The organism is Bradyrhizobium tropiciagri (genome assembly GCF_018130545.1).
GTDB lineage: Bacteria > Pseudomonadota > Alphaproteobacteria > Rhizobiales > Xanthobacteraceae > Bradyrhizobium > Bradyrhizobium tropiciagri_A.
Genome location: NZ_JAFCKF010000010.1, coordinates 71,846 through 91,150, shown reverse-complemented (window position 1 = coordinate 91,150; position 19,305 = coordinate 71,846). Strand labels below are relative to the sequence as shown.

Here is a 19,305-nt window from a genome sequence, read left to right as displayed (position 1 = left end):
GGCTAGATATGCGCCCGCCGGCCGCCCGATGGCGTGCCCGGAACGGACAACCGAGGGGCTATCGGCACGTGGACATGGACGCACTGAAACGCCAGGCAGCGGCGCGCGCGCTGGAAGAGGTACGCGACGGCATGAAGCTCGGCCTCGGCACCGGCTCGACCGCCAAGCATTTCGTCGAGCTGCTCGGCGAGAAGGTCCGCGCCGGCATGAAGGTGATCGGCGTGCCGACCTCGGAGGCGACCCGCGCGGATGCGATCCGCTGCGGCGTGCCGCTGACCACGCTGGACGAGGTCGACCATCTCGACCTCACCATCGACGGCGCCGACGAGATCGATCCGGCGCTCAACCTGATCAAGGGCGGCGGCGGCGCGCTGCTCCGCGAGAAGATCGTGGCGGCCGCCAGCGATCGCATGATCGTGATCGCCGACGACAGCAAATGGGTCGACGTGCTCGGCCGCTTTCCGCTGCCGGTCGAGGTGATCCCGTTCGGGCTCGGCGCGACCCAGGCCGCGATGGCGCGGACGTTCGCACAGGCCGGCGTGTCCGGCGAAATGATCATCCGCAAGGGTAAGGACGGTCACGCTTTTGTCACCGATGGCGGCCACTGGATCGTCGATGCACATCTCGGCCGGATCGGCGACCCGCCGCGTCTGGCCGGTTTGCTCAGCGTGATCCCGGGCGTGGTCGAACACGGCCTGTTCATCGGGCTTGGCAGCGTCGCCGTTCTGGCCGGCGCACAGGGAATTCGGGTTGTTGAACGGCCATGAGGCCGCAAGCAAGGAGACTTGGAATGAAGCGTTTTTCGGGACTTTTGTCGGCAGCGACCCTGGCGGTCGGACTGGCGCTCGCGACCGCACCGGCGATGGCGCAGCAGCCGCAGCTGCCCCCTATGCCGAAGGTCAAGCAGTCGACCCCGGCGGCGATTGGCTATGCCAAGGAAATCCTCGCGATGAAGAACGTCGCGGTGATGTACAACGGCGCCGTTCCCGGCATCATCGAGAAGACCAAGACCGGTCTGCTCCAGCAATACCTGAACTACCAGAAGGATCTCGACGAGGTCGCGGTGGTCGTCGCCAAGCAGTTCGGCGGCAGCGAGAAGGAGATCGGCGAGGGCATGGCGCAGATCTACGCCGCCGAGTTCTCCGAGCAGGAGCTGAAGGATCTCGTCACGTTCTACAAGACGCCGCTCGGCCAGAAGCTGCTGGTCGCGGAGCCCACTGCAATCAACGGATCGCTGCAATATATGCAGCAGTGGGCGCAGCAGTTCGGCGTGATCATCAACGGCCAGTTCAAGGCCGAAATGAAAAAGCGCGGCAAGGATATCTGATTGCTTACCTCGCCCCCCTTGCGGGGAGAGGTCGGCACGTAGTGCCGGGTGAGGGGGACTCTCCGCTAGGCTGACTCGTGGAAGCAGCCCCTCACCCCGACCCTCTCCCCGCAAGAGCGGGGCGAGGGGAAAGGAAGAAAGAGGGTACTGCCATGGCCGAGTTTGACGTCGACCTGTTTGTCATCGGTGGTGGTTCGGGCGGCGTTCGTGCCGCCCGCATCGCCGCGAACTATGGCGCCAAGGTCATGGTCGCCGAAGAGTACCGGATGGGCGGCACCTGCGTGATCCGCGGCTGCGTGCCCAAGAAGCTGTTCGTGATCGGCAGCCACGTCCACCAGGAGATCGAGGATGCGGCCGGCTTCGGCTGGACCATCGGCCAGGTCTCGTTCGACTGGGCCACCCTCGTCGCCAACAAGGACAAGGAGATCGCCCGGCTCGAGCGCGCCTACACCACGAATGTCGAGAAGTCGGGCGCCAGGATCGTCAAGACCCGCGCGGTGCTGGAGGACGCCCACACGCTCCGCCTCGCCACCGGCGAGAAGGTCACCGCGAAATACATCCTGATCGCGACCGGCGGCGCACCCAATCACGGGCCGCACGTTCCCGGCATCGAGCACGTGATCTCCTCCAACGAGGCATTTCACCTGAAGGAGCTGCCGAAGCGGATCGTGATCCAGGGCGGCGGCTACATCGCGCTGGAATTCGCCGGCATCTTCGCCGGCTTCGGCTCCGACGTGACGGTGGTCTATCGCGGCGACAACATCCTGCGCGGCTTCGACGAGGATGTCCGCAAGCATGTCCGCGCCGAGATGGAGAAGCGCGGCATCACCATCATCACCGGCTGCACGGTGGCCAAGGTCGACAAGCACGGCCATGATTACACCACGCATCTGTCGAGCGGCTCCAGCATTGCCTCCGACCAGGTGATGTTCGCGATCGGCCGGCATCCCAATGTGAAGGGGCTCGGTCTCGAGGCCGCCGGCGTCGCCATCAATCCCGCCAATGGCGGCATCCAGGTCGACGGCTGGTCGAAGACCTCGGTCGACAACATCTACGCGGTCGGCGACGTCACCCACCGCGCCAATCTGACCCCGGTCGCGATCCGCGAGGGCCACGCCTTCGCCGACACCGTGTTCGGCAAGCGCCCGGTTCAGGTCGACCACGCCACGATCCCGACCGCGGTGTTCTCGCAGCCCGAGGTCGGCACGGTTGGCCTGACGGAAGAAGAGGCGCAGGCGCAGTTTTCCCACGTCGACATCTACAAGACCGATTTCCGCCCGATCAAGGCGACGATGTCCGGCCGCGACACCCGCGTGCTGATGAAGCTCGTGGTCGATGCCTCGAGCGACCGCGTGCTCGGCTGCCACATCGTCGGCGACTGCGCCGCCGAGATCACGCAGGCGGTTGCGATCGCCGTGAAGATGAAGGCGACCAAGGCCGATTTCGACGCCACCATCGCGCTGCACCCGACCGCATCGGAAGAGCTGGTGACGATGCGGACGCCCACCGCGCGCCACGTGCGGCAGGCGGCGGAGTAGGGCAACCCGCCCGCGGACGACGCTTCGCGGCGAAACATCCGGACACACTCGGCTCGACCGTGGATGCGCGGAGCGCCGCGATTGCGTTCCCGCACCGGGAACCAGTCGTCATAGCCGCGCGTATATAGTCCAGAGCTACCTGAGATTGTTGTCTTGCGGCTCGCGCGCCGAGAGCCACCTGCTTGCCCTGACGTCCCGCGACCCAAGGTTCTGGCTCTGATCGCGTGGCCGCATTGGCCACATCGGAAGGAGATGTCGCCATGACTGATCTGGGTTTGATGACGCGCAAGTCGGTCGCCACCATCATCGCCGAAGCGGGCGAGCACACGCTCGGCAAGACGCTCGGGGCCTTGAGCATCACCGCACTCGGGATCGGCTGCATCATCGGGGCCGGCATCTTCGTTCTCACCGGCACCGCGGCGGCGCACTACGCCGGCCCGGCCATCATGCTCTCCTTCATCGTCGGCGGCATCGCCTGCGCCTTTGTCGGCCTGTGCTACGCCGAGCTTGCGGCGCTGCTGCCGGTCTCCGGCAGCACCTACACCTATACGTATGCGACGCTCGGCGAGCTGTTCGCCTGGGTGATCGGCTGGGACCTGATCCTCGAATACGCGATGGGCGCCTCCACCGTCGCGGTCGGCTGGTCCGGCTACATCCTCTCGCTGCTGCGCAATTTCGGCATCAACATTCCCCCGCAATATGCCGCGGCGCCGTGGACCGAGGCCAAGCTTGCGGACGGCTCGACGGTCGCCGGCATCGTCAATCTGCCGGCGGCGTTGATCGTGCTGCTGCTCACCGCGATGCTGATCGGCGGCACCAAGGAATCGGCCCGGCTCAACAACATCATGGTCGGCATCAAGCTTTGCGTCGTGCTCGCCTTCATCCTGTTCGGTGTTGGATACGTTACACCAGCGAACTGGCATCCCTTCATCCCCGACAACACCGGCACGTTCGGCCAGTTCGGCTGGACCGGCGTGATGCGCGGCGCTTCCGTGGTGTTCTTCGCCTTCATCGGCTTCGACGCGGTGTCGACCGCGGCGCAGGAAGCCAAGCACCCGCAGACCGACATGCCGATCGGCATCCTCGGCTCGCTGCTGATCTGCACCATCCTCTATGTCGCAGTCGCCGGCGTGCTCACCGGCCTCGTACCTTACACCCAGCTTGGCGTCGCCGATCCGATCGCCAAGGGCGTCGACGTCATCGGCCAGACCTGGTTCTCGGTGCTGATCAAGATCGGCGCGCTGTCCGGCCTCACCACCGTGATCCTGGTGCTGCTCTATGGCCAGAGCCGCATCTTCTTCCAGATCGCCAAGGACGGCCTGTTGCCCCGGATGTTCTCCGACGTGCATCCTTCGCTTGGGACGCCCTGGAAGAGCCAGCTCCTGATCGGCATCATCGTGGCAATCGTCGCCGCGCTGACCCCGATCGATATCCTCGGCGAAATGGTCTCTATCGGCACACTGTTCGCCTTCGTACTGGTCTGCGGCGCGGTGATCTATCTGCGCAAGAGCGATGCCGAGATCGCCCGCCCATTCCGCACCCCCGGCGTGCCTGTCGTCCCGGTGCTCGGCATTGCCTTCTCGGTGCTGCTGATGGTGTTCCTGCCCTGGGAGACCTGGCTGCGCCTCGTGGTGTGGCTGGCGATCGGCCTTGTGCTCTACTTCGCCTATGGCCGCCGCCACTCGGTGCTGCTCCACGGCGCGCCGTCTCGGTAGGGCATGATCCGGAAAAGTGCGAAGCGGTTTTCCGAAAAGATCATGCCCAAACAAGGAGCTGAAGCGCGATGACGATTCAACCTCATCTCATCGCGCGTTAGCCGCGAGCCTCCGTTGGCAGGGCAATCACAACCCGTCATGCCCGGCCTTGAGCCGGGCATCCACGTGCGGGTTTCCGCGATAGCAAGATGTGGATGGCAAATTTTGCTGTCGCTCGGTGCCAATACAGCATTGCTTTGGCGGCTAAATCGCGGAGAATTGCCGGGCCGGGAAGGGGGTACAGCCGTTTGGAACCTTGTGCCGAACCAGAAGTTCGTTTTTCAACCAAATGAATTCAACGGATTGAGGGAGCCGCTCATGACAGGCCCAACCGAGCAAGAGATTCGGACCCGCGCCTACGAATTGTGGAAGGACGCCGGCGAGCCGCACGGCAACATGGACCAGCTCTGGTATCAGGCCGAACGCGAATTGCTGGCGCGCAAGGCGGCCAACGGCGAGTCGCATTGCGACATCAACGGCCATCACAAGCCGACCACGTACCAGTAGGGCGCGAGAGCTAACCGCCACATTATCGCGCAGGTGAGTGCGCTAGCGTGCCTTGGGCGAACCCGGAGGCACCGATGAACGACGCGATCGATCTCTCGCAAAAACTGTCGACATTCAGCGATCACTGGTCGCCGCGCACGGTGGCGCAATTCAACGCCTGCGACGTGATGGTGGTGAAGGTCGAGGGCGAGTTCGTCTGGCACAAGCACGACGACACCGACGACTTCTTCCTGGTGCTGAAAGGCGTGCTCGACATCGAGCTGCGCGACCGCACCGTGACGCTGAAGCCGGGCCAGATGTACATCGTGCCGAAGGGCGTCGAGCATCGACCGGTCGCGCGGGAGGAGGTGCATCTGCTGCTGATCGAGCCGACGGGGACGCCGAACACGGGGAATGCGGCGACAGCGGCGGCGCGGAAGGTGGTGTGAAGCCACAATCGCGCTCCCTAAGAAGGCGAAGCGGACATTCGAGTGGTGTCACTTCCGAGTATTGATCAAGGATCTGAGCTGAGATGGATGGTAGGGGCGGGAAGATTCGAACTTCCATCCCCCGGTTTTATCAACCGGGTGCTCTACCGCTTGGCGCTACGCCCCCAGCAACTCGCTCAGTCGCTTATCGGTCTCCCTCCAGAAGCGGCAGACGTTGCCTGTTGAAACGACTTTAATCGACCGACAATTGCGTTGGCATCCAATGGATTCTTCAAGGTCTGGCCAATGTCGACCAGCCCTTGGAGAATAGTTGGCTTCCTCCAAGCAATATCCGCGTATGCGTACAAGAGCCAACCCTGGCCCCGACGCTGGCGCATATAATCACGTTGAACCGGCGAAGCGGTTTTGGAAACGCACGACAATACGAAATATTTATCGAACTCAGTGGTTAGGCCAATAAAAGGGTATCCACTGTTTTCTCTGTCGGGCCCATTGCGCGATAGCTCGAAGAATTTCCGTGCATTGTCCAAATCACCAAACTGAAAGCAAAGAAGTGCTGTAGGTATGGCGCGGTAGTAGTCATGTGGGTCGCCAACGATTGCGGCGTCCATACAATCGCGATATTGCTCACGTGCTTCTTCAATTTTCTCCTCTCTGAGGTGCCACAGGCCAATCAACGCCGACGCCGTGTATTTCAGGGGGCGAGACAAGGTATCCAATTGTGACTTTTCAAAGTGGATTTCGTCGAGCCGCTTGAAGCAGGCGAATTGGTGAAGCCACCATTCAACGCGTGCCACAGCACCAATATCGTCGGGGCGTACCTGTTGAAGCTTGAGTGAGGATGGCGCTCGCGATTTTCCTGCCACCCGAGCGAGGCAAGCCTCAATAGAAGCTAGCTTGCCTGTCGCCTCCATTAAGCGCTTGTTTCGGGCCTCGACCAGCCAATCGAAGACGCTGTCAACCTCTCCGGAATTGATCGCTGGGTAGATGAACGTGAGGAGAAGTTCCTCAGTGCTCGGGGACACGGGATCAGGGCTTACGTGCCTGGGCAAGTTGGAAAGCGCTTCGTCGAGACTCGGCCACCAAACTTCAAACGCTCTCTTCAAGGCGGTATCTGAGTCAAAATGGGGGGTTGGAAGAGCCTTGTGAATGGTCCTGACCAGCCGATGGAGGTCATCCTTAGACGTCAATTGCGCCGCCTGGAACGCGGAGAGTGGAGTCGAGAGTTCAGCCTTCGTCACGTCGTCAAGCAATGTGCAGACTCTTGCGCTGCCGACCCGCTTGGCCAATGCGCCTGCCTCGAAGAGGAGCCACGAAGACTGCAGATTCTCTTTTGTTAGGCACACGATTCCAACGTCGGACTTCTCAAGCTCCGCGAGCAGCCTGGGAAGCCAAGCCTCTCCTTGGTCGATATCTTCAAATGAGACAAATGGGCTCGTTACTGGCAATAAATCCTTGAGCCAGTCACGCAATACAGCCGCTACCCCCATTGAGCGGGGTCTCGACCAACTGATGAAAACCTTCATTACTCAGACGAACAACCCGGAGCAATTTCGGGGCTGCCTCCCCCATAATGCGCGCGTGCAATATTCTGTTCAGCTGGCTGTCACCTTACTTGCAAGTCGCCCCAACGCAAGATGGCAAGTCAAAAATTAAAACGTACAAGCTGTGCAAGCACCGGATAATGCTCGATTGCGCTTTGCACCAAGGCGCGAAATTCCCTAGCCCAATCAACGCGATCACCTTCGTCCAGTCTTCGCTAAGAAAATATTCCGCTTGGCGTTTGACCCAACTCAGATGTTCAATATGCGCGTCTCACCCGATCGAGGGGCGCTGCGCATCGTCAGGAGTGTTGTGGTGAGATGCGGTGGACGCCGAGGTCACGAGTGACGACGCGTGATTGAGGCGGACGGCGAAATCGTGTGGTCCTGACGCCCTAGCGGCAGGTGTCCTCTCGCAAAGCGCTTCGCGCCTTGCGAGGGCGGTGACAAGCAAGCCCAGTCTCACCGGGGAGAGCACGTATAAGCCGTAACCCATCGCGCAGGGAAAGCCGGGAAGTTTCCGGTTACACCTGTGGTCCTACCTCCCGCGTTTTTTACTACGCGGGACCCATGGGTGCGATCGGCACCCGGCTTTCCCTGCGCCCTCTGTTGAAGGAGCGGCGAAACGAAATGCAAAAGCTCGGACGATTCATGTCGCGAGAATGCGAAGGTATGCCCACCGGCCGCGCAACACACTCGGTGTCGTCCCTGCGAAAGCAGGGACCCATAACCACCAACGCTGATTGGCGCGTGATTCTGGAACGACGAGTCCCGCCCACAACGTCCGCCGCGGAGTATGGGTCCCTGCTTTCGCAGGGACGACAGTGGCGCTTACCCCTCCGCCTCCAGCCACTCCGCGGCGCCGCGCCACAGCGCGTCGCGGTGGTCGCTGCGGAAGAAGCCGAAATGGCCGATCTTGGCAACGCCGGCATCCGCGGGACGGATCGAGACGATCTCCGGCGTGGTCGCGGTAAAGGCGGAGCACAGCAATTCGACCGCCGGGCGCGTCGCCCAGGTGTCGTCGGTGACGCTGAAGGCGCGGAGCTTGCCTTTGAACTTCGCAAAATTCTCGCGCGCGGCGAGTGTCGTGTCGTCGAGCAGATAGCGCTCGCGCATCACCCAGCTCCGCCATTGCTCGAACACGCCCTTCGGCAGGTCCATGCCCAGGCCGGCCCAGGCCGGCACATAACCGAGTGTGCGTGCCAGCGGCAGGCCGATGCCGTTCATGAAGGCGACGACGCGGTAGCGTTCGGGCGAGGCCATCAGTTTCCAATAGGCGGCTTGGGACGCGATCAAGAGCGCGCGCGGGATCTCGGTGTTGTTGGCCAGGAGGCCAAGCGCCTGGCCTCCGAAGGAGTGGCCGACATAGGCGAGAGGGAGGTCGCTGTAGCGGTAGCGCATCCAGCTCACGGCGGCGGTGGTGTCGAGCGCGGCCCAGTCCGCCATCGTGGCCTTGAAGCCGGAGAGCGACTTCGGCTTGTTCAAGCCGGTCGCAGCCATCGGCCTCGATTCGCCGGTGCCGCGGTAGTCGTAGGTGAGCACTGCCGCGCCGCGGCGCGCGAGGTAGCCGGCGAAGCTGCGATAGACCTTGCGGGGCACGGCGGTCGCCGAATTGATCAGCACGGCGTGGCGCTTCTTGCCGCGCGGCAGGAACAGCGTCGCGGCGAGCGGATAGCCGTCCGCGGCCGGTACGACGATGTCGTCGCTAAAAACGTCGTCCGGCGTGGCCTGGGCCACGGCTATTTGGCTGGCATTCATGGTATGGTCCAGCAAAGGCGAATTCGGATTTTCTTGCAAGGGCTTGACGGAATTGCAGGAATCCTTCTAGCCGCGGAGCGGGCGGCTGTGTATAAGCCCTCCTTTCCCGTCGATTAAGTCGCGGTTTTTGCTCAGGAGTTGACCTCATGTCCGAGCGGTGGACACCCGATAGCTGGCGCACCAAGACGGTGCTGCAGGTGCCCGATTATCCCGATGCCAAGGCATTGGCCGATGTCGAGGCCCAGCTGGCGACCTTTCCGCCGCTGGTGTTCGCGGGCGAGGCGCGCAGCCTGAAGAAGGCGCTGGGGCGGGTCGCCGACGGCGAGGCCTTCCTGCTGCAGGGGGGCGACTGCGCGGAGAGCTTCGCCGAGCACGGCGCCAACAACATCCGCGACTTCTTCCGCGTGCTGCTGCAGATGGCTGTCGTCATGACCTATGCCGGCGCGCTGCCGGTGGTGAAGGTCGGCCGCATCGCCGGCCAGTTCGCCAAGCCACGCTCGTCGCCGACCGAGAAGCAGGGCGATGTCGAGCTGCCGAGCTATCGCGGCGATATCGTCAACGACATCGCCTTTACGCCGGAAGCGCGGATTCCCGATCCGCAGCGCCAGTTGATGGCTTATCGCCAGTCCGCTGCGACACTGAACCTGCTGCGCGCGTTCGCGACAGGCGGCTTCGCCAATCTCGGCAGCGTGCATCAGTGGATGCTTGGCTTCCTGAAGGATTCGCCGCAGTCCCGTCGCTACAAGGAGCTCGCCGACCGCATCTCGGACGCGCTCAACTTCATGCGCGCCTGCGGCCTCGACCTCGAGAGCCATCCGGAGCTGCGCGCCACCGATTTCTACACCAGCCACGAGGCACTCTTGCTCGGCTATGAGCAGGCGATGACGCGGGTCGATTCCACCACCGGCGACTGGTATGCGACCTCCGGCCACATGATCTGGATCGGCGACCGCACCCGTCAGCTCGATCACGGCCATGTCGAGTATTTCCGCGGCATCAAGAACCCGATCGGCCTGAAATGCGGCCCGTCGCTGAAGCCCGACGAGCTCTTGAAGCTGATCGATGTGCTCAGCCCCGACAACGAGCCGGGACGGTTGACGCTGATCAGCCGGTTCGGCGCCGACAAGGTCGGCGACCATCTGCCGGGCATGATCCGCGCCGTGCAACGCGAGGGGCGCAAGGTGGTGTGGTCGTGCGATCCGATGCACGGCAACACCATCACCTCGACCTCGGGCTACAAGACGCGGCCGTTCGACCGCGTGCTGTCGGAGGTGAAGTCGTTCTTCCAGATCCATGCCGCCGAAGGCACCCATGCCGGCGGCGTGCATCTGGAGATGACCGGGCAGGACGTCACCGAATGCATCGGCGGCGCGCGCGCCATCACCGATGAGGATCTCAACGACCGCTACCACACGGTCTGCGATCCCCGTCTCAATGCCGAACAGTCGATCGACATGGCTTTCCTGATCGCCGAGCTGCTGAAGCAGGAGCGCGCCGGCAAGGTCAAGCCGATGCCGGCCGCTGCGGGAATGTGATTTCGGACAGTGGCTTTGGGACAGTGACTTGGGAAGTGTGGGGGCAGTGACTTGCTGAGGTTCTGGCGAGCCACCATCAACTCGCGCAACGGGCTGGCCTTCGCCATTCGCTCGGAGCAGGCGATCCGCGAAGAGGTGGTGGCATTGGTGCTGTCGCTGCCTCTGGCCTGGCTGGTCGGCGCCACCGTGATGCGCCGGGTCGAGCTGGTCGCGACCGTGGTGCTGGTGCTCGTTATCGAGCTGCTCAACACTGCGATCGAGAAGCTCGCCGACCGCCTGACCATGGATCACGATCAGCAGATCGGCCGGGTCAAGGACATGGGCTCGGCGGCCGTCGGCGTCGCGCTTGTGATGGCCGGGCTGTTCTGGCTGTTCGCCCTCGCTGAGCGTTTGGGCGCGTTCTGACCGTGAGGGTCAATTCGCCGATCAAGCTTGCGGTGATCGGACGTGGTCTGATCGGGTCGGCTGCCGCGCGGCATCTGAGCAAGATGGGCCATGACGTCGCGCTGATCGGGCCCGATGAGCCGGCGGATTTTGCGCGCCATGATGGCGTGTTCGGCAGCCACTACGACGAAGGCCGCATCACGCGGATTTACGATCCGCAAGCGTTCTGGCGGCAGATGAACCGCGCCGCGATTTCGCGCTACGCCGAAATCTCGGCGGAAAGCGGTGTCGAGTTTTATCGCGAAGCCGGTGCGCTTCACGTTGGTGACAGAGAGACCACCGATGTCGCTTCGGTCGGCCTGGTCTGCGCCGACGAGGGGATTACGTGTGAGGCCTATCAGGATGCCGCGCTCGCCGAGCGATTTCCGTTCCTGAAATCAACCGCAGGCATGCTGGGCTATTTCGAGCCGCGCAACGCCGGCTACATCTCACCGCGCCGCCTGGTCCGGGCGCAGACCATCGCGGCGGAGCGCGCGGGCGCCCGGATCATCAACTCGCCCGCACGGGGCATTTCGGAAAGCGGCTCCGGCGTGACGATCCGGACGGGTTCTGGCAGCGTCGATGTCGACCGTGTTCTCGTTGCCGCCGGCGGGCATACCCAATCGCTGCTCGGCCGATCCATGGGCTTTACGGTCTATGGCCGGACCATTGCGCTGTTTCGGCTCGGCGCGGCCGAAGTGCAACGCCTCGCCGGCATGCCGTCGATGCGTTGTCTCGGGCCCAAGGGCAACAATCCCTATATCCTGCCGCCGATCCACTATCCGGACGGCCAGAGCTGGCTGAAGCTCGGCGGCGATCCCACAGATATCAGGCTCGACAGCGAGGCCGACATCAAGGACTGGTTCCGGTCGGGCGGATTGGTTGAGGTTGCCGATCGGCTGCAAACGCAGATCCACGACCGCATCCGCGACCTTACATTCGAGGAACGCCGCGTGGTGCCGTGCATGACCACCTTCGGCGACACCGGCTTGCCCTCGATCGGACCGCTGTCCGAGCGGGTCACCGTCGCATTCGGCTGCTATGGCAAGAGCGCGAAATGTTCGGACGAATTGGGCCGGTTGGGCGGCATGGCGCTGCTCGGCGAGGTGCGGGCGGAGCTTGCCCCCTGACCGCTGCCCGCGATCCCGGTGCGATTTCTGCAATCGCACCATGACCGGACGACCATTGAAGTTTGCCCTTGTGCGGGACAACATAAAGATATGAGCGAACAACAGATCAAGATCACCCTGGCGCAACTCAATCCGACGGTCGGTGACGTCACCGGCAACGCCGCGAAAGCGCGTGCCGCGCGCGAGAAAGCCAAAGCCGACGGCGCCGACCTCGTGGTGCTGTCGGAGCTGTTCATCGCCGGCTATCCGCCGGAGGACCTGGTGCTCAAGCCGGCGTTCCAGTCGGCGTGCCGCGCGGCGGTCGAGGAACTGGCGCGCGAGACCAGGGATGGCGGCCCGGCCATGCTGATCGGCACGCCTTGGGTCGAGGACGGCAAGCTCTACAACGCCTGCGCGCTGCTCGACGGCGGCCGTATCGCCGCGCTGCGCTTCAAGGCCAATCTGCCGAATTACGGCGTGTTCGACGAGAAGCGGCTGTTCGCGCGCGGCCCGGCGCCGGGACCGGTGACGGTGCGCGGCGTGCGCATCGGCGTGCCGATCTGCGAGGACATCTGGCTCGAGGAGTCCGAGGACTACGAGAACGTCGTCGAATGCCTCGCCGAGACCGGCGCCGAGATCCTTGTGGTGCCGAACGGCTCGCCCTATGCCCGCGACAAGGCTGATCTCCGGCTCTCGATCGTGGTCGCACGCGTCACCGAAAGCGGGCTGCCGCTGGTCTATCTCAACGAAGTCGGCGGCCAGGACGAGCTGATCTTCGACGGCGCCTCGTTCGCACTCAATGCCGATCTGTCGGTGGCGGCGCAGCTCCCGGCGTTCGAGGAGAACATCACGACGCTGACCTGGCGCAAGACGGCGGATGGCTGGCGCTGCTCCGGGCCGATCACGCCGCAGCTCGAGGGCGACAAGGCCGACTACGCGGCCTGTGTGCTCGGCCTGCGCGACTATGTCCGCAAGAATGGTTTTCCCGGCGTGCTGCTCGGCGTCTCCGGCGGCATCGACTCGGCGTTGTGCGCGGCGATCGCGGTCGATGCGCTCGGCGCCGACAAGGTGCGCGGCGTGATGCTGCCGTTCCGCTACACCGCGCAGGTGTCGCTCGACGATGCCGCCAAGCTCGCCGCCGCGCTCGGCATTCGCTACGAGATCCTGCCGATTGCCGATGCCGTGAACGGGTTCGAGACCATTCTCGCGCCGGTGTTCAAGGGCATGGAGCGCGACATCACCGAGGAGAATTTGCAGGCGCGCGCCCGCGGCACGCTGTTGATGGCGATCTCCAACAAGACCGGCGCCATGGTCGTCACGACAGGCAACAAGTCGGAAATGTCGGTCGGCTACGCCACGCTGTATGGCGACATGAATGGCGGCTTCAACCCGATCAAGGACATCTACAAGACCGAGGTGTTCCGCCTGTCGAGCCTGCGCAATGCCTGGAAGCCGGACGGCGCGCTTGGGCCGTCGGGCGAGGTGATCCCGGTCAACATCATCATCCGGCCGCCGACCGCGGAGCTGCGCGAGAACCAGACCGACCAGGATTCGCTGCCGCCCTACGACGTGCTGGATGCGATCCTGGAGCGGCTCGTCGAGCGCGAGGAGCCGCTTGCGACCATCATCGAAGCCGGCTTTGAGCCTGATGTCGTGACCCGCATCGATCGCCTGCTCAACATCGCCGAATACAAGCGGCGGCAGGCTGCGCCCGGCGTGAAGGTGACGCGGAAGAATTTCGGCCGCGACCGTCGCTATCCCATCACCAACCGCTTCCGCGATTTCGGCAAGGCGCTGCCGGAGCCGGACGAGAAGCTGGTGACGCGCACCTCGCGTGCGTCGGCGGAAGCGTTCGAAGGGTAAGTGTGTAACGAGACTTTTCTTCCTCTCCCGTTTGCGGGAGAGGGGCAGTGAGTTCGCCGATCGGCTGCCGTTACTGCTTCTTCTGCTGGATGAAAGTCGGGCCGACGGTGCGGATCTGGCCGTCGCTCGCGGGCGCGGCCGGGGCTGGCGCCGTGGCGTCAGCGGCAGCCGGCTGCTGAGCGGCGGCGGGCGTGCCCTTCTTGCCGGCAGCAGCTTTGGTCTGCGCGCGCTGCTGCATCTTCCGCGCGCTCTCCTCGGTGACGATGATGTCACCCTGCTGCGCGGCGGACGTCTGGTCGTCGACCGCCTTCAGCGCCTCCGCCCAGCTCTGGCCGGCCGCCCTGCAGGAGCACGACGGATTGAACTCGGTGCGGTACTTGAAGGCATTCGGCAGCGACGAATAGGACTGGCCGTTGATCGAGACCGCCTGGTTGATGTCTTCTCCGGGATTTCGATACGCGAACAGGCTGGCCTCCGCGGCCGGGCACTGCGCCTTGCAGACCTGCTCGTCGGCGGCAAAGCGCGCCTGGCTGGTCGCGAACGAGATCGGGAAGTAGGCGCCGTCGCAGGTGCGGACGCAGACGGTGCGGAAGGTGCCGGACTGCGCGCCATATTGCGGGTCGGGCGGGGGCAGCTGACTGTTCGGATTGGCGCCGCCACTACCGCCGCCGAACAGGTTCTCCAGGAAATTGCCCGGGCCGCGCGATGCGGCCGCGGCGTATTGCGGGCCGCAATTGTTCTGTGCGAGCGCGGTCAGCACCGAGCGGCGCTGGTTCTCGCGGTCGGCGCCGCCGAGCCCGCCGGAGCGCAGCCGCTCCAGATTGGCGGTCATCTGGTCGAGATTGGCGCGCATCTGCTGGATCTGGTTGTTGACCGGACCGCACTGCGCCGAATTGTTGTTGAACAGGGACAGGAATCCGGAGCTGTCGCAGCCCATACGGCGCGCCTGCGCCGTCACCCGATCGAGCTCGCCCTGCTGCCGGGTCGCCGCGTCCTGATAGCGGCGGATCTGCTCGTCCCTCGCCGGATCGCCGCTGCCGCCGCCACGATCGATCGTCGCCAGCTGGCCTTCGAGCCGGCTGCACATCGGGTTGGCCTGCGGCGCGCCTTGCGGTGCCGGGCCGGGCGGTCCAGGGGGCACCTGGGCCAAGGCATCCGCGGCGGGCAGGGCGATTCCGGCCAGCACAGCGCAAGTCAGAAGCCAGCGGGAGAAGCGAGATCGGGAGCTATTGGGCATATCCGGCCATTAAAACGACGCCGCGCGGCGATCAACGCCAAAGCGCGCGGCCAGGGTCACCTTGCAAAGGTCGCCTGCAATAGCCGTTTCTCGGGGCAGCGTCACGTCGTTTCCGGGGCGCCGGTGTGGCAATAACCCCGTTTATCCAGCGGCTTGGCTTAGCGCTGACAGGTGATGGCGACGTATTCGCCGCAGGCATTGCCGCTGCATTTCTCGTTTGCGGCGTGCGGAACCGCGCCGGTGATCTCGTCCGGATCGACTCGGCGGTAATTGGTGGCCTGCGCAAAATCACGTGAGCGGCAGTAAGCGCGGGCGGCGGAGGCGCCGCAGCGGTCGCCGTGCGCCAGACACTGGTCGATGCCGTAGCCGTCAGCCTGGTTGGCGATGATGAAGACGCGGCTGTCGGCCAGCGCGGCCGAGGGGGCAAGGAAGGACGGGACGACAAAAAGCGTGCAGGCAATCAATGCTGAAATCGGCCGCATGGTGCACCATCGAAAATGGCGGGGAATCCGCGAGCCACCGGATACGCCCAAATTCTTAATAATGATTAACCATGAGGGCATTGGCGTGATTTTGGCGCCCGGGCGGCCGCAACGGGCTCGAAAACAGCCCCTTGACGCAATGGAGGGGTCATGAGACAGGATGGAACCATGAACGGCCACCTCGCCATCTGCAGCATTTGCCGCGAGATTATGAGCTAGCGATTCGCTGGCTGAGGCCGTCTTTTCTCAATCGCCTGAGAATCATTGGACGCCCGGCCGCAAGGGATGGGTACCCATGGATTTGCGCCTCTACGATACGTTGACCCGGGAGAAGCGGCCGTTCGTGCCGCTCGATGCCAACAACGTCCGCATGTATGCCTGCGGACCGACGGTCTACGACTTCGCCCATATCGGCAACGGCCGCGCGGCCATTGTCTTCGACGTGCTGTTCCGCGCGCTGCGCCATCGCTATGGCGCCGATCACGTGACCTATGTCCGCAACATCACCGACGTCGACGACAAGATCAACGTCCGCGCCGCGCGGGACTATCCCGGCGTGCCCTTGAACGAGGCGATCCGCAAGGTCACCGAGCTGACCTATCGCCAGTATCAGGACGACGTCACCGCGCTGGGCTGCTTGGCCCCGACCGTGCAGCCGCGCGCCACCGAGCACATCCCGGAGATGCGCGCGATCATCGAGAAGCTCGTCGCCGGCGGCTTTGCCTATGTCGCCGAGGATCACGTGCTGTTCTCGCCGCAGGCGATGAACGCCGCCAATTCGGTGCTGCCGCGCTACGGCGCGCTGTCGAAGCGCTCGCTTGACGAGATGATCGCCGGCGCCCGCGTCGATGTCGCGCCCTACAAGCGCGACAACACGGACTTCGTGCTGTGGAAGCCGTCGAAGCCGGGCGAGCCGTCCTGGCCGTCACCGGCCGGCATCGCTGTCGAGGGCCGGCCCGGCTGGCACATCGAATGCTCGGCGATGGCGTGGAAGCATCTCGGCGAGAAGTTCGACATCCATGGCGGCGGCATCGATCTGGTGTTCCCGCACCATGAGAACGAGCTCGCGCAAACCTGCTGCGCATTCCACACCGACCGCATGGCCAATGTCTGGATGCACAACGGCTTCCTGCAGATCGAAAGCGAGAAGATGTCGAAGTCGCTCGGCAACTTCTTCACGATCCGCGATCTCTTGGCCGACTGGCCGGGCGAGGTGCTGCGGCTGAGCATGCTCAAGACGCATTATCGCTCGCCGCTCGACTGGACGCTGAAGAGTGCCGAAGAGAGCGCGAAGACGCTCGACGATTGGTACGCGGTCGCGGCCGATGCCGAGCCCGGCGCGCCGTCGCCCGCGATGGTCGAAGCGCTTTATGACGACCTCAACACGGCGCAGGCGATGGCGGTGCTGCACGGCCTGCGCAGCGCTGCGTCGAGCAACGAACAGAGCCGCAAGGAATTTGCCGGCTCGCTGCGGCTGCTCGGCTTCCTGTCGGAGAGCGCGGCCGCGTGGGAGGCGCGCAAGCAGCAGGCGAGCGGCGTCGATCCGGCTGCCGTCGAGGCGCTGATCGCCGAGCGTACCGCCGCGCGTGCAAGAAAGGACTTCAAGGAGTCCGACCGGATCCGCGATCAGCTCGCCGCGATGGGCGTGGTGATCAAGGACTCCAAGGAAGGCACCACCTGGGAGGTCGCGCGATGAGCCGTTCCGCACCCGCACTGCGTCCGTATCTGCCCGACGATGCGCCGCTGCTGGCGGCGATCTTCGCGGCGTCGATCATGGACCTGACCGGCGACGATTACAGTGAGGCGCAGCAGGAGGCCTGGGCAGCGGCAGCCGACGATGAGGCCGCGTTCGGCAAGAAGCTCGCTGGGCAGCTGACGCTGATCGCGACGTTGCAGGGCGCGCCGGTTGGCTTCGCCTCGCTGAAGGGCGCCGATCACATCGACAGGCTCTATGTGCATCCGAGCGCGGTCGGGCAGGGCGTCGGCGCTGCGCTGTGCGATGCGCTGGAGAAGATCGCGAGCGCCCGCGGCACCAAGACCCTGAAGGCCGATGTCAGCGACACCGCGCTCGAATTCTTCCGCAAGCGTGGCTATGTCGCGCAGCAGCGCAATTCGATCACCATCGGCGACGAATGGCTCGCCAACACCACGATGCAGAAGACGCTCGACGGCGTTGCCGCGCCCGGAGGCCACGCATGAGCCGCGAGCGCCTCTATCTGTTCGACACCACGCTGCGCGATGGCGCGCAGACCAATGGCGTCGACTTCACCTTGCAGGACAAGCAGGTGATCGCGGGCATGCTCGACGCGCTCGGCATCGACTATGTCGAGGGCGGCTATCCCGGCGCCAATCCGACCGACACCGAGTTCTTCAGCAGGAAGCCTGCGTTCGACCACGCGCGCTTCACCGCGTTCGGCATGACGCGGCGGCCGGGCCGCTCGGCCTCGAACGATCCCGGGCTCGCCGGAATCCTGGACGCCAAGGCGGATGCGATCTGCTTCGTCGCCAAATCGTCCGCCTATCAGGTCCGTGTTGCGCTCGAGACCACCAACGAGGAAAACCTCGCCTCGATCCGCGACAGCGTCGCCGCGGCGAAAGCGCTCGGCCGCGAGGTGATGGTCGACTGCGAGCATTTCTTCGACGGCTACAAGGAGAACCGCGACTACGCGCTCGCCTGCGCCAGCGCCGCCTATGAGGCCGGCGCGCGCTGGGTGGTGCTCTGCGACACCAATGGCGGCACCATGCCGCACGAGATCGAGACCATCGTCGGCGATGTCGTCACGCACGTGCCCGGCGCCCATCTCGGCATTCACGCCCATAACGACACCGAGCAGGCAGTGGCCAATTCGCTCGCCGCGGTGCGCGCCGGTGCGCGGCAGATCCAGGGCACGCTCAACGGCCTCGGCGAGCGCTGCGGCAACGCCAATCTCTGCTCGCTGATCCCGACCCTGAAGCTGAAGCACGAGTTTGCCGACAAGTTCGAGATCGGCGTCACCACTGAGAAGATGGCGACGCTGATGAAGGTGTCGCGCACGCTCGACGACATGCTGAACCGCGCGCCGAACCGCCACGCGGCCTATGTCGGCGAGAGTGCTTTCGTCACCAAGACCGGCATCCATGCCTCCGCCGTGATGAAGGATCCGCAGACCTATGAGCATGTGCTGCCGGAACTGGTCGGCAACCACCGCAAGGTGCTGGTCTCCGATCAGGCCGGCCGCTCCAACGTGATGGCTGAGCTCGACCGAGCCGGCATCGCCTATGACAAGGGCGATCCGCGGCTGACGCGGCTGGTCGAGGAATTGAAGGAGCGCGAGGCCGCGGGCTTTGCCTATGAATCCGCCAACGCCTCGTTCGACCTCCTGGCGCGCCGCACGCTCGGCAAGGTGCCGGAATATTTCAAGGTCGAGCAGTTCGACGTCAATGTCGAGCAGCGCTACAACGCCAACGGCCAGCGCGTCACGGTGGCGCTTGCGGTGGTGAAGGTCGATGTCGACGGCGAGCATCTGATCTCGGCTGCCGAAGGCAACGGCCCGGTCAACGCGCTCGACGTCGCGCTGCGCAAGGATCTCGGCAAGTATCAGAAATACATCGATGGGCTGAAGCTGATCGACTACCGCGTGCGTATCCTCAATGGCGGCACCGAGGCGGTGACGCGCGTGCTGATCGAAAGCGAGGACGAAACCGGCGAGAGCTGGACCACGGTCGGCGTCTCGCCCAACATCATCGACGCTTCGTTCCAGGCGCTGATGGATTCGGTATTCTACAAGCTGGTGAAGTCGGGCGCGCAGGCGTGAGGCTCGACG

17 protein-coding genes and 1 tRNA gene are annotated in these 19,305 nt (G+C 64.3%); 13 read left to right on the top strand and 5 right to left on the bottom strand.

Annotated features, from left to right (window positions below):
- The first annotated feature begins 68 nt into the window (after positions 1-68).
- The 6 genes from rpiA (at position 69) to JQ616_RS34220 (ending at position 5,554) form a co-directional block, all read left to right on the top strand.
- Positions 69-767 (top strand): ribose-5-phosphate isomerase RpiA, encoded by a 699-nt coding sequence (rpiA, locus tag JQ616_RS34245; protein ID WP_212022579.1) that lies wholly within the window; start codon positions 69-71, stop codon positions 765-767.
- 23 nt (positions 768-790) lie between these two features.
- Complete coding sequence (locus JQ616_RS34240; RefSeq protein WP_212022578.1) at positions 791-1,327, top strand: DUF2059 domain-containing protein; 537 nt, start codon at positions 791-793, stop codon at positions 1,325-1,327.
- Between the two features lie 152 nt (positions 1,328-1,479).
- Entirely contained in the window at positions 1,480-2,865 is a 1,386-nt protein-coding gene (gene gor / locus JQ616_RS34235; protein ID WP_212022577.1) for a glutathione-disulfide reductase, read from the top strand.
- 260 nt (positions 2,866-3,125) lie between these two features.
- Entirely contained in the window at positions 3,126-4,580 is a 1,455-nt protein-coding gene (locus tag JQ616_RS34230) for an amino acid permease (RefSeq protein ID WP_212022576.1), read from the top strand.
- Between the two features lie 357 nt (positions 4,581-4,937).
- Positions 4,938-5,126 (top strand): DUF2934 domain-containing protein, encoded by a 189-nt coding sequence (locus JQ616_RS34225; protein ID WP_212022575.1) that lies wholly within the window; start codon positions 4,938-4,940, stop codon positions 5,124-5,126.
- 74 nt (positions 5,127-5,200) lie between these two features.
- Positions 5,201-5,554 (top strand): cupin domain-containing protein, encoded by a 354-nt coding sequence (locus tag JQ616_RS34220; protein WP_212022574.1) that lies wholly within the window; start codon positions 5,201-5,203, stop codon positions 5,552-5,554.
- Positions 5,555-5,642: 88 nt separating this feature from the next.
- Here JQ616_RS34220 and JQ616_RS34215 read toward each other — a convergent pair.
- From JQ616_RS34215 to JQ616_RS34205, 3 genes are all read right to left on the bottom strand, one after another.
- Positions 5,643-5,720: transfer RNA gene (locus JQ616_RS34215), tRNA-OTHER, on the bottom strand.
- 10 nt (positions 5,721-5,730) lie between these two features.
- Positions 5,731-7,080: a TIR domain-containing protein gene (locus tag JQ616_RS34210; protein ID WP_212022573.1), complete on the bottom strand. Its 1,350-nt coding sequence runs from the start codon at positions 7,078-7,080 to the stop codon at positions 5,731-5,733.
- 846 nt (positions 7,081-7,926) lie between these two features.
- A complete protein-coding gene (locus JQ616_RS34205; RefSeq protein ID WP_212022572.1) occupies positions 7,927-8,853 on the bottom strand; it encodes an alpha/beta hydrolase family protein in 927 nt (308 codons plus the stop codon).
- A gap of 146 nt (positions 8,854-8,999) precedes the next feature.
- Between JQ616_RS34205 and JQ616_RS34200 the strand changes: the two genes are divergently transcribed.
- From JQ616_RS34200 to JQ616_RS34185, 4 genes are all read left to right on the top strand, one after another.
- Positions 9,000-10,388 carry a class II 3-deoxy-7-phosphoheptulonate synthase gene (locus tag JQ616_RS34200; RefSeq protein ID WP_212022571.1) on the top strand — a complete coding sequence of 463 codons (1,389 nt, stop codon included), beginning with the start codon at positions 9,000-9,002 and terminating at the stop codon, positions 10,386-10,388.
- Between the two features lie 51 nt (positions 10,389-10,439).
- Entirely contained in the window at positions 10,440-10,793 is a 354-nt protein-coding gene (locus JQ616_RS34195) for a diacylglycerol kinase (RefSeq protein ID WP_212022570.1), read from the top strand.
- Positions 10,794-10,795: 2 nt separating this feature from the next.
- On the top strand, positions 10,796-11,941 hold the full coding sequence (locus tag JQ616_RS34190) for an NAD(P)/FAD-dependent oxidoreductase (RefSeq protein ID WP_212022569.1): 1,146 nt from the start codon (positions 10,796-10,798) through the stop codon (positions 11,939-11,941).
- A gap of 90 nt (positions 11,942-12,031) precedes the next feature.
- On the top strand, positions 12,032-13,783 hold the full coding sequence (locus JQ616_RS34185; RefSeq protein WP_212022568.1) for an NAD+ synthase: 1,752 nt from the start codon (positions 12,032-12,034) through the stop codon (positions 13,781-13,783).
- A gap of 70 nt (positions 13,784-13,853) precedes the next feature.
- Here the strand turns inward: JQ616_RS34185 and JQ616_RS34180 are convergent, their stop codons facing one another.
- Together JQ616_RS34180 and JQ616_RS34175 are read right to left on the bottom strand one after the other, a co-directional pair.
- On the bottom strand, positions 13,854-15,020 hold the full coding sequence (locus JQ616_RS34180; RefSeq protein ID WP_212022567.1) for a DUF2865 domain-containing protein: 1,167 nt from the start codon (positions 15,018-15,020) through the stop codon (positions 13,854-13,856).
- 158 nt (positions 15,021-15,178) lie between these two features.
- A complete protein-coding gene (locus tag JQ616_RS34175) occupies positions 15,179-15,502 on the bottom strand; it encodes a hypothetical protein (protein ID WP_212022566.1) in 324 nt (107 codons plus the stop codon).
- 295 nt (positions 15,503-15,797) lie between these two features.
- On the opposite strand from JQ616_RS34175, the gene cysS reads away from it, so the two are divergent.
- The 3 genes from cysS to cimA are packed head-to-tail and all read left to right on the top strand — an operon-like array spanning position 15,798 to position 19,296.
- Positions 15,798-17,198: a cysteine--tRNA ligase gene (gene cysS, locus JQ616_RS34170; RefSeq protein ID WP_212022565.1), complete on the top strand. Its 1,401-nt coding sequence runs from the start codon at positions 15,798-15,800 to the stop codon at positions 17,196-17,198.
- Positions 17,195-17,701, top strand: coding sequence for a GNAT family N-acetyltransferase (locus tag JQ616_RS34165; protein WP_212022564.1), 507 nt, complete (start codon positions 17,195-17,197; stop codon positions 17,699-17,701). The genes cysS and JQ616_RS34165 overlap by 4 nt, the downstream gene beginning before the upstream one ends.
- On the top strand, positions 17,698-19,296 hold the full coding sequence (gene cimA / locus JQ616_RS34160; RefSeq protein WP_212022563.1) for a citramalate synthase: 1,599 nt from the start codon (positions 17,698-17,700) through the stop codon (positions 19,294-19,296). Before JQ616_RS34165 ends, cimA begins: the two co-directional genes overlap by 4 nt.
- The last annotated feature ends 9 nt before the right edge of the window (positions 19,297-19,305 follow it).

Excerpts from the sequence above, each read along its gene's own strand:
- JQ616_RS34230 (WP_212022576.1), top strand. The coding sequence starts at position 3,126 with ATGACTGATCTGGGTTTGATGACGCGCAAGTCGGTCGCCACCATCATC.
- JQ616_RS34185 (WP_212022568.1), top strand. The coding sequence starts at position 12,032 with ATGAGCGAACAACAGATCAAGATCACCCTGGCGCAACTCAATCCGACG.
- gor (WP_212022577.1), top strand. The coding sequence starts at position 1,480 with ATGGCCGAGTTTGACGTCGACCTGTTTGTCATCGGTGGTGGTTCGGGC.
- JQ616_RS34200 (WP_212022571.1), top strand. The coding sequence starts at position 9,000 with ATGTCCGAGCGGTGGACACCCGATAGCTGGCGCACCAAGACGGTGCTG.
- JQ616_RS34220 (WP_212022574.1), top strand. The coding sequence starts at position 5,201 with ATGAACGACGCGATCGATCTCTCGCAAAAACTGTCGACATTCAGCGAT.
- JQ616_RS34165 (WP_212022564.1), top strand. The coding sequence starts at position 17,195 with ATGAGCCGTTCCGCACCCGCACTGCGTCCGTATCTGCCCGACGATGCG.
- JQ616_RS34240 (WP_212022578.1), top strand. The coding sequence starts at position 791 with ATGAAGCGTTTTTCGGGACTTTTGTCGGCAGCGACCCTGGCGGTCGGA.
- JQ616_RS34180 (WP_212022567.1), bottom strand. The coding sequence starts at position 15,020 with ATGCCCAATAGCTCCCGATCTCGCTTCTCCCGCTGGCTTCTGACTTGC.
- JQ616_RS34205 (WP_212022572.1), bottom strand. The coding sequence starts at position 8,853 with ATGAATGCCAGCCAAATAGCCGTGGCCCAGGCCACGCCGGACGACGTT.
- JQ616_RS34210 (WP_212022573.1), bottom strand. The coding sequence starts at position 7,080 with ATGAAGGTTTTCATCAGTTGGTCGAGACCCCGCTCAATGGGGGTAGCG.
- JQ616_RS34225 (WP_212022575.1), top strand. The coding sequence starts at position 4,938 with ATGACAGGCCCAACCGAGCAAGAGATTCGGACCCGCGCCTACGAATTG.
- cimA (WP_212022563.1), top strand. The coding sequence starts at position 17,698 with ATGAGCCGCGAGCGCCTCTATCTGTTCGACACCACGCTGCGCGATGGC.
- cysS (WP_212022565.1), top strand. The coding sequence starts at position 15,798 with ATGGATTTGCGCCTCTACGATACGTTGACCCGGGAGAAGCGGCCGTTC.
- JQ616_RS34175 (WP_212022566.1), bottom strand. The coding sequence starts at position 15,502 with ATGCGGCCGATTTCAGCATTGATTGCCTGCACGCTTTTTGTCGTCCCG.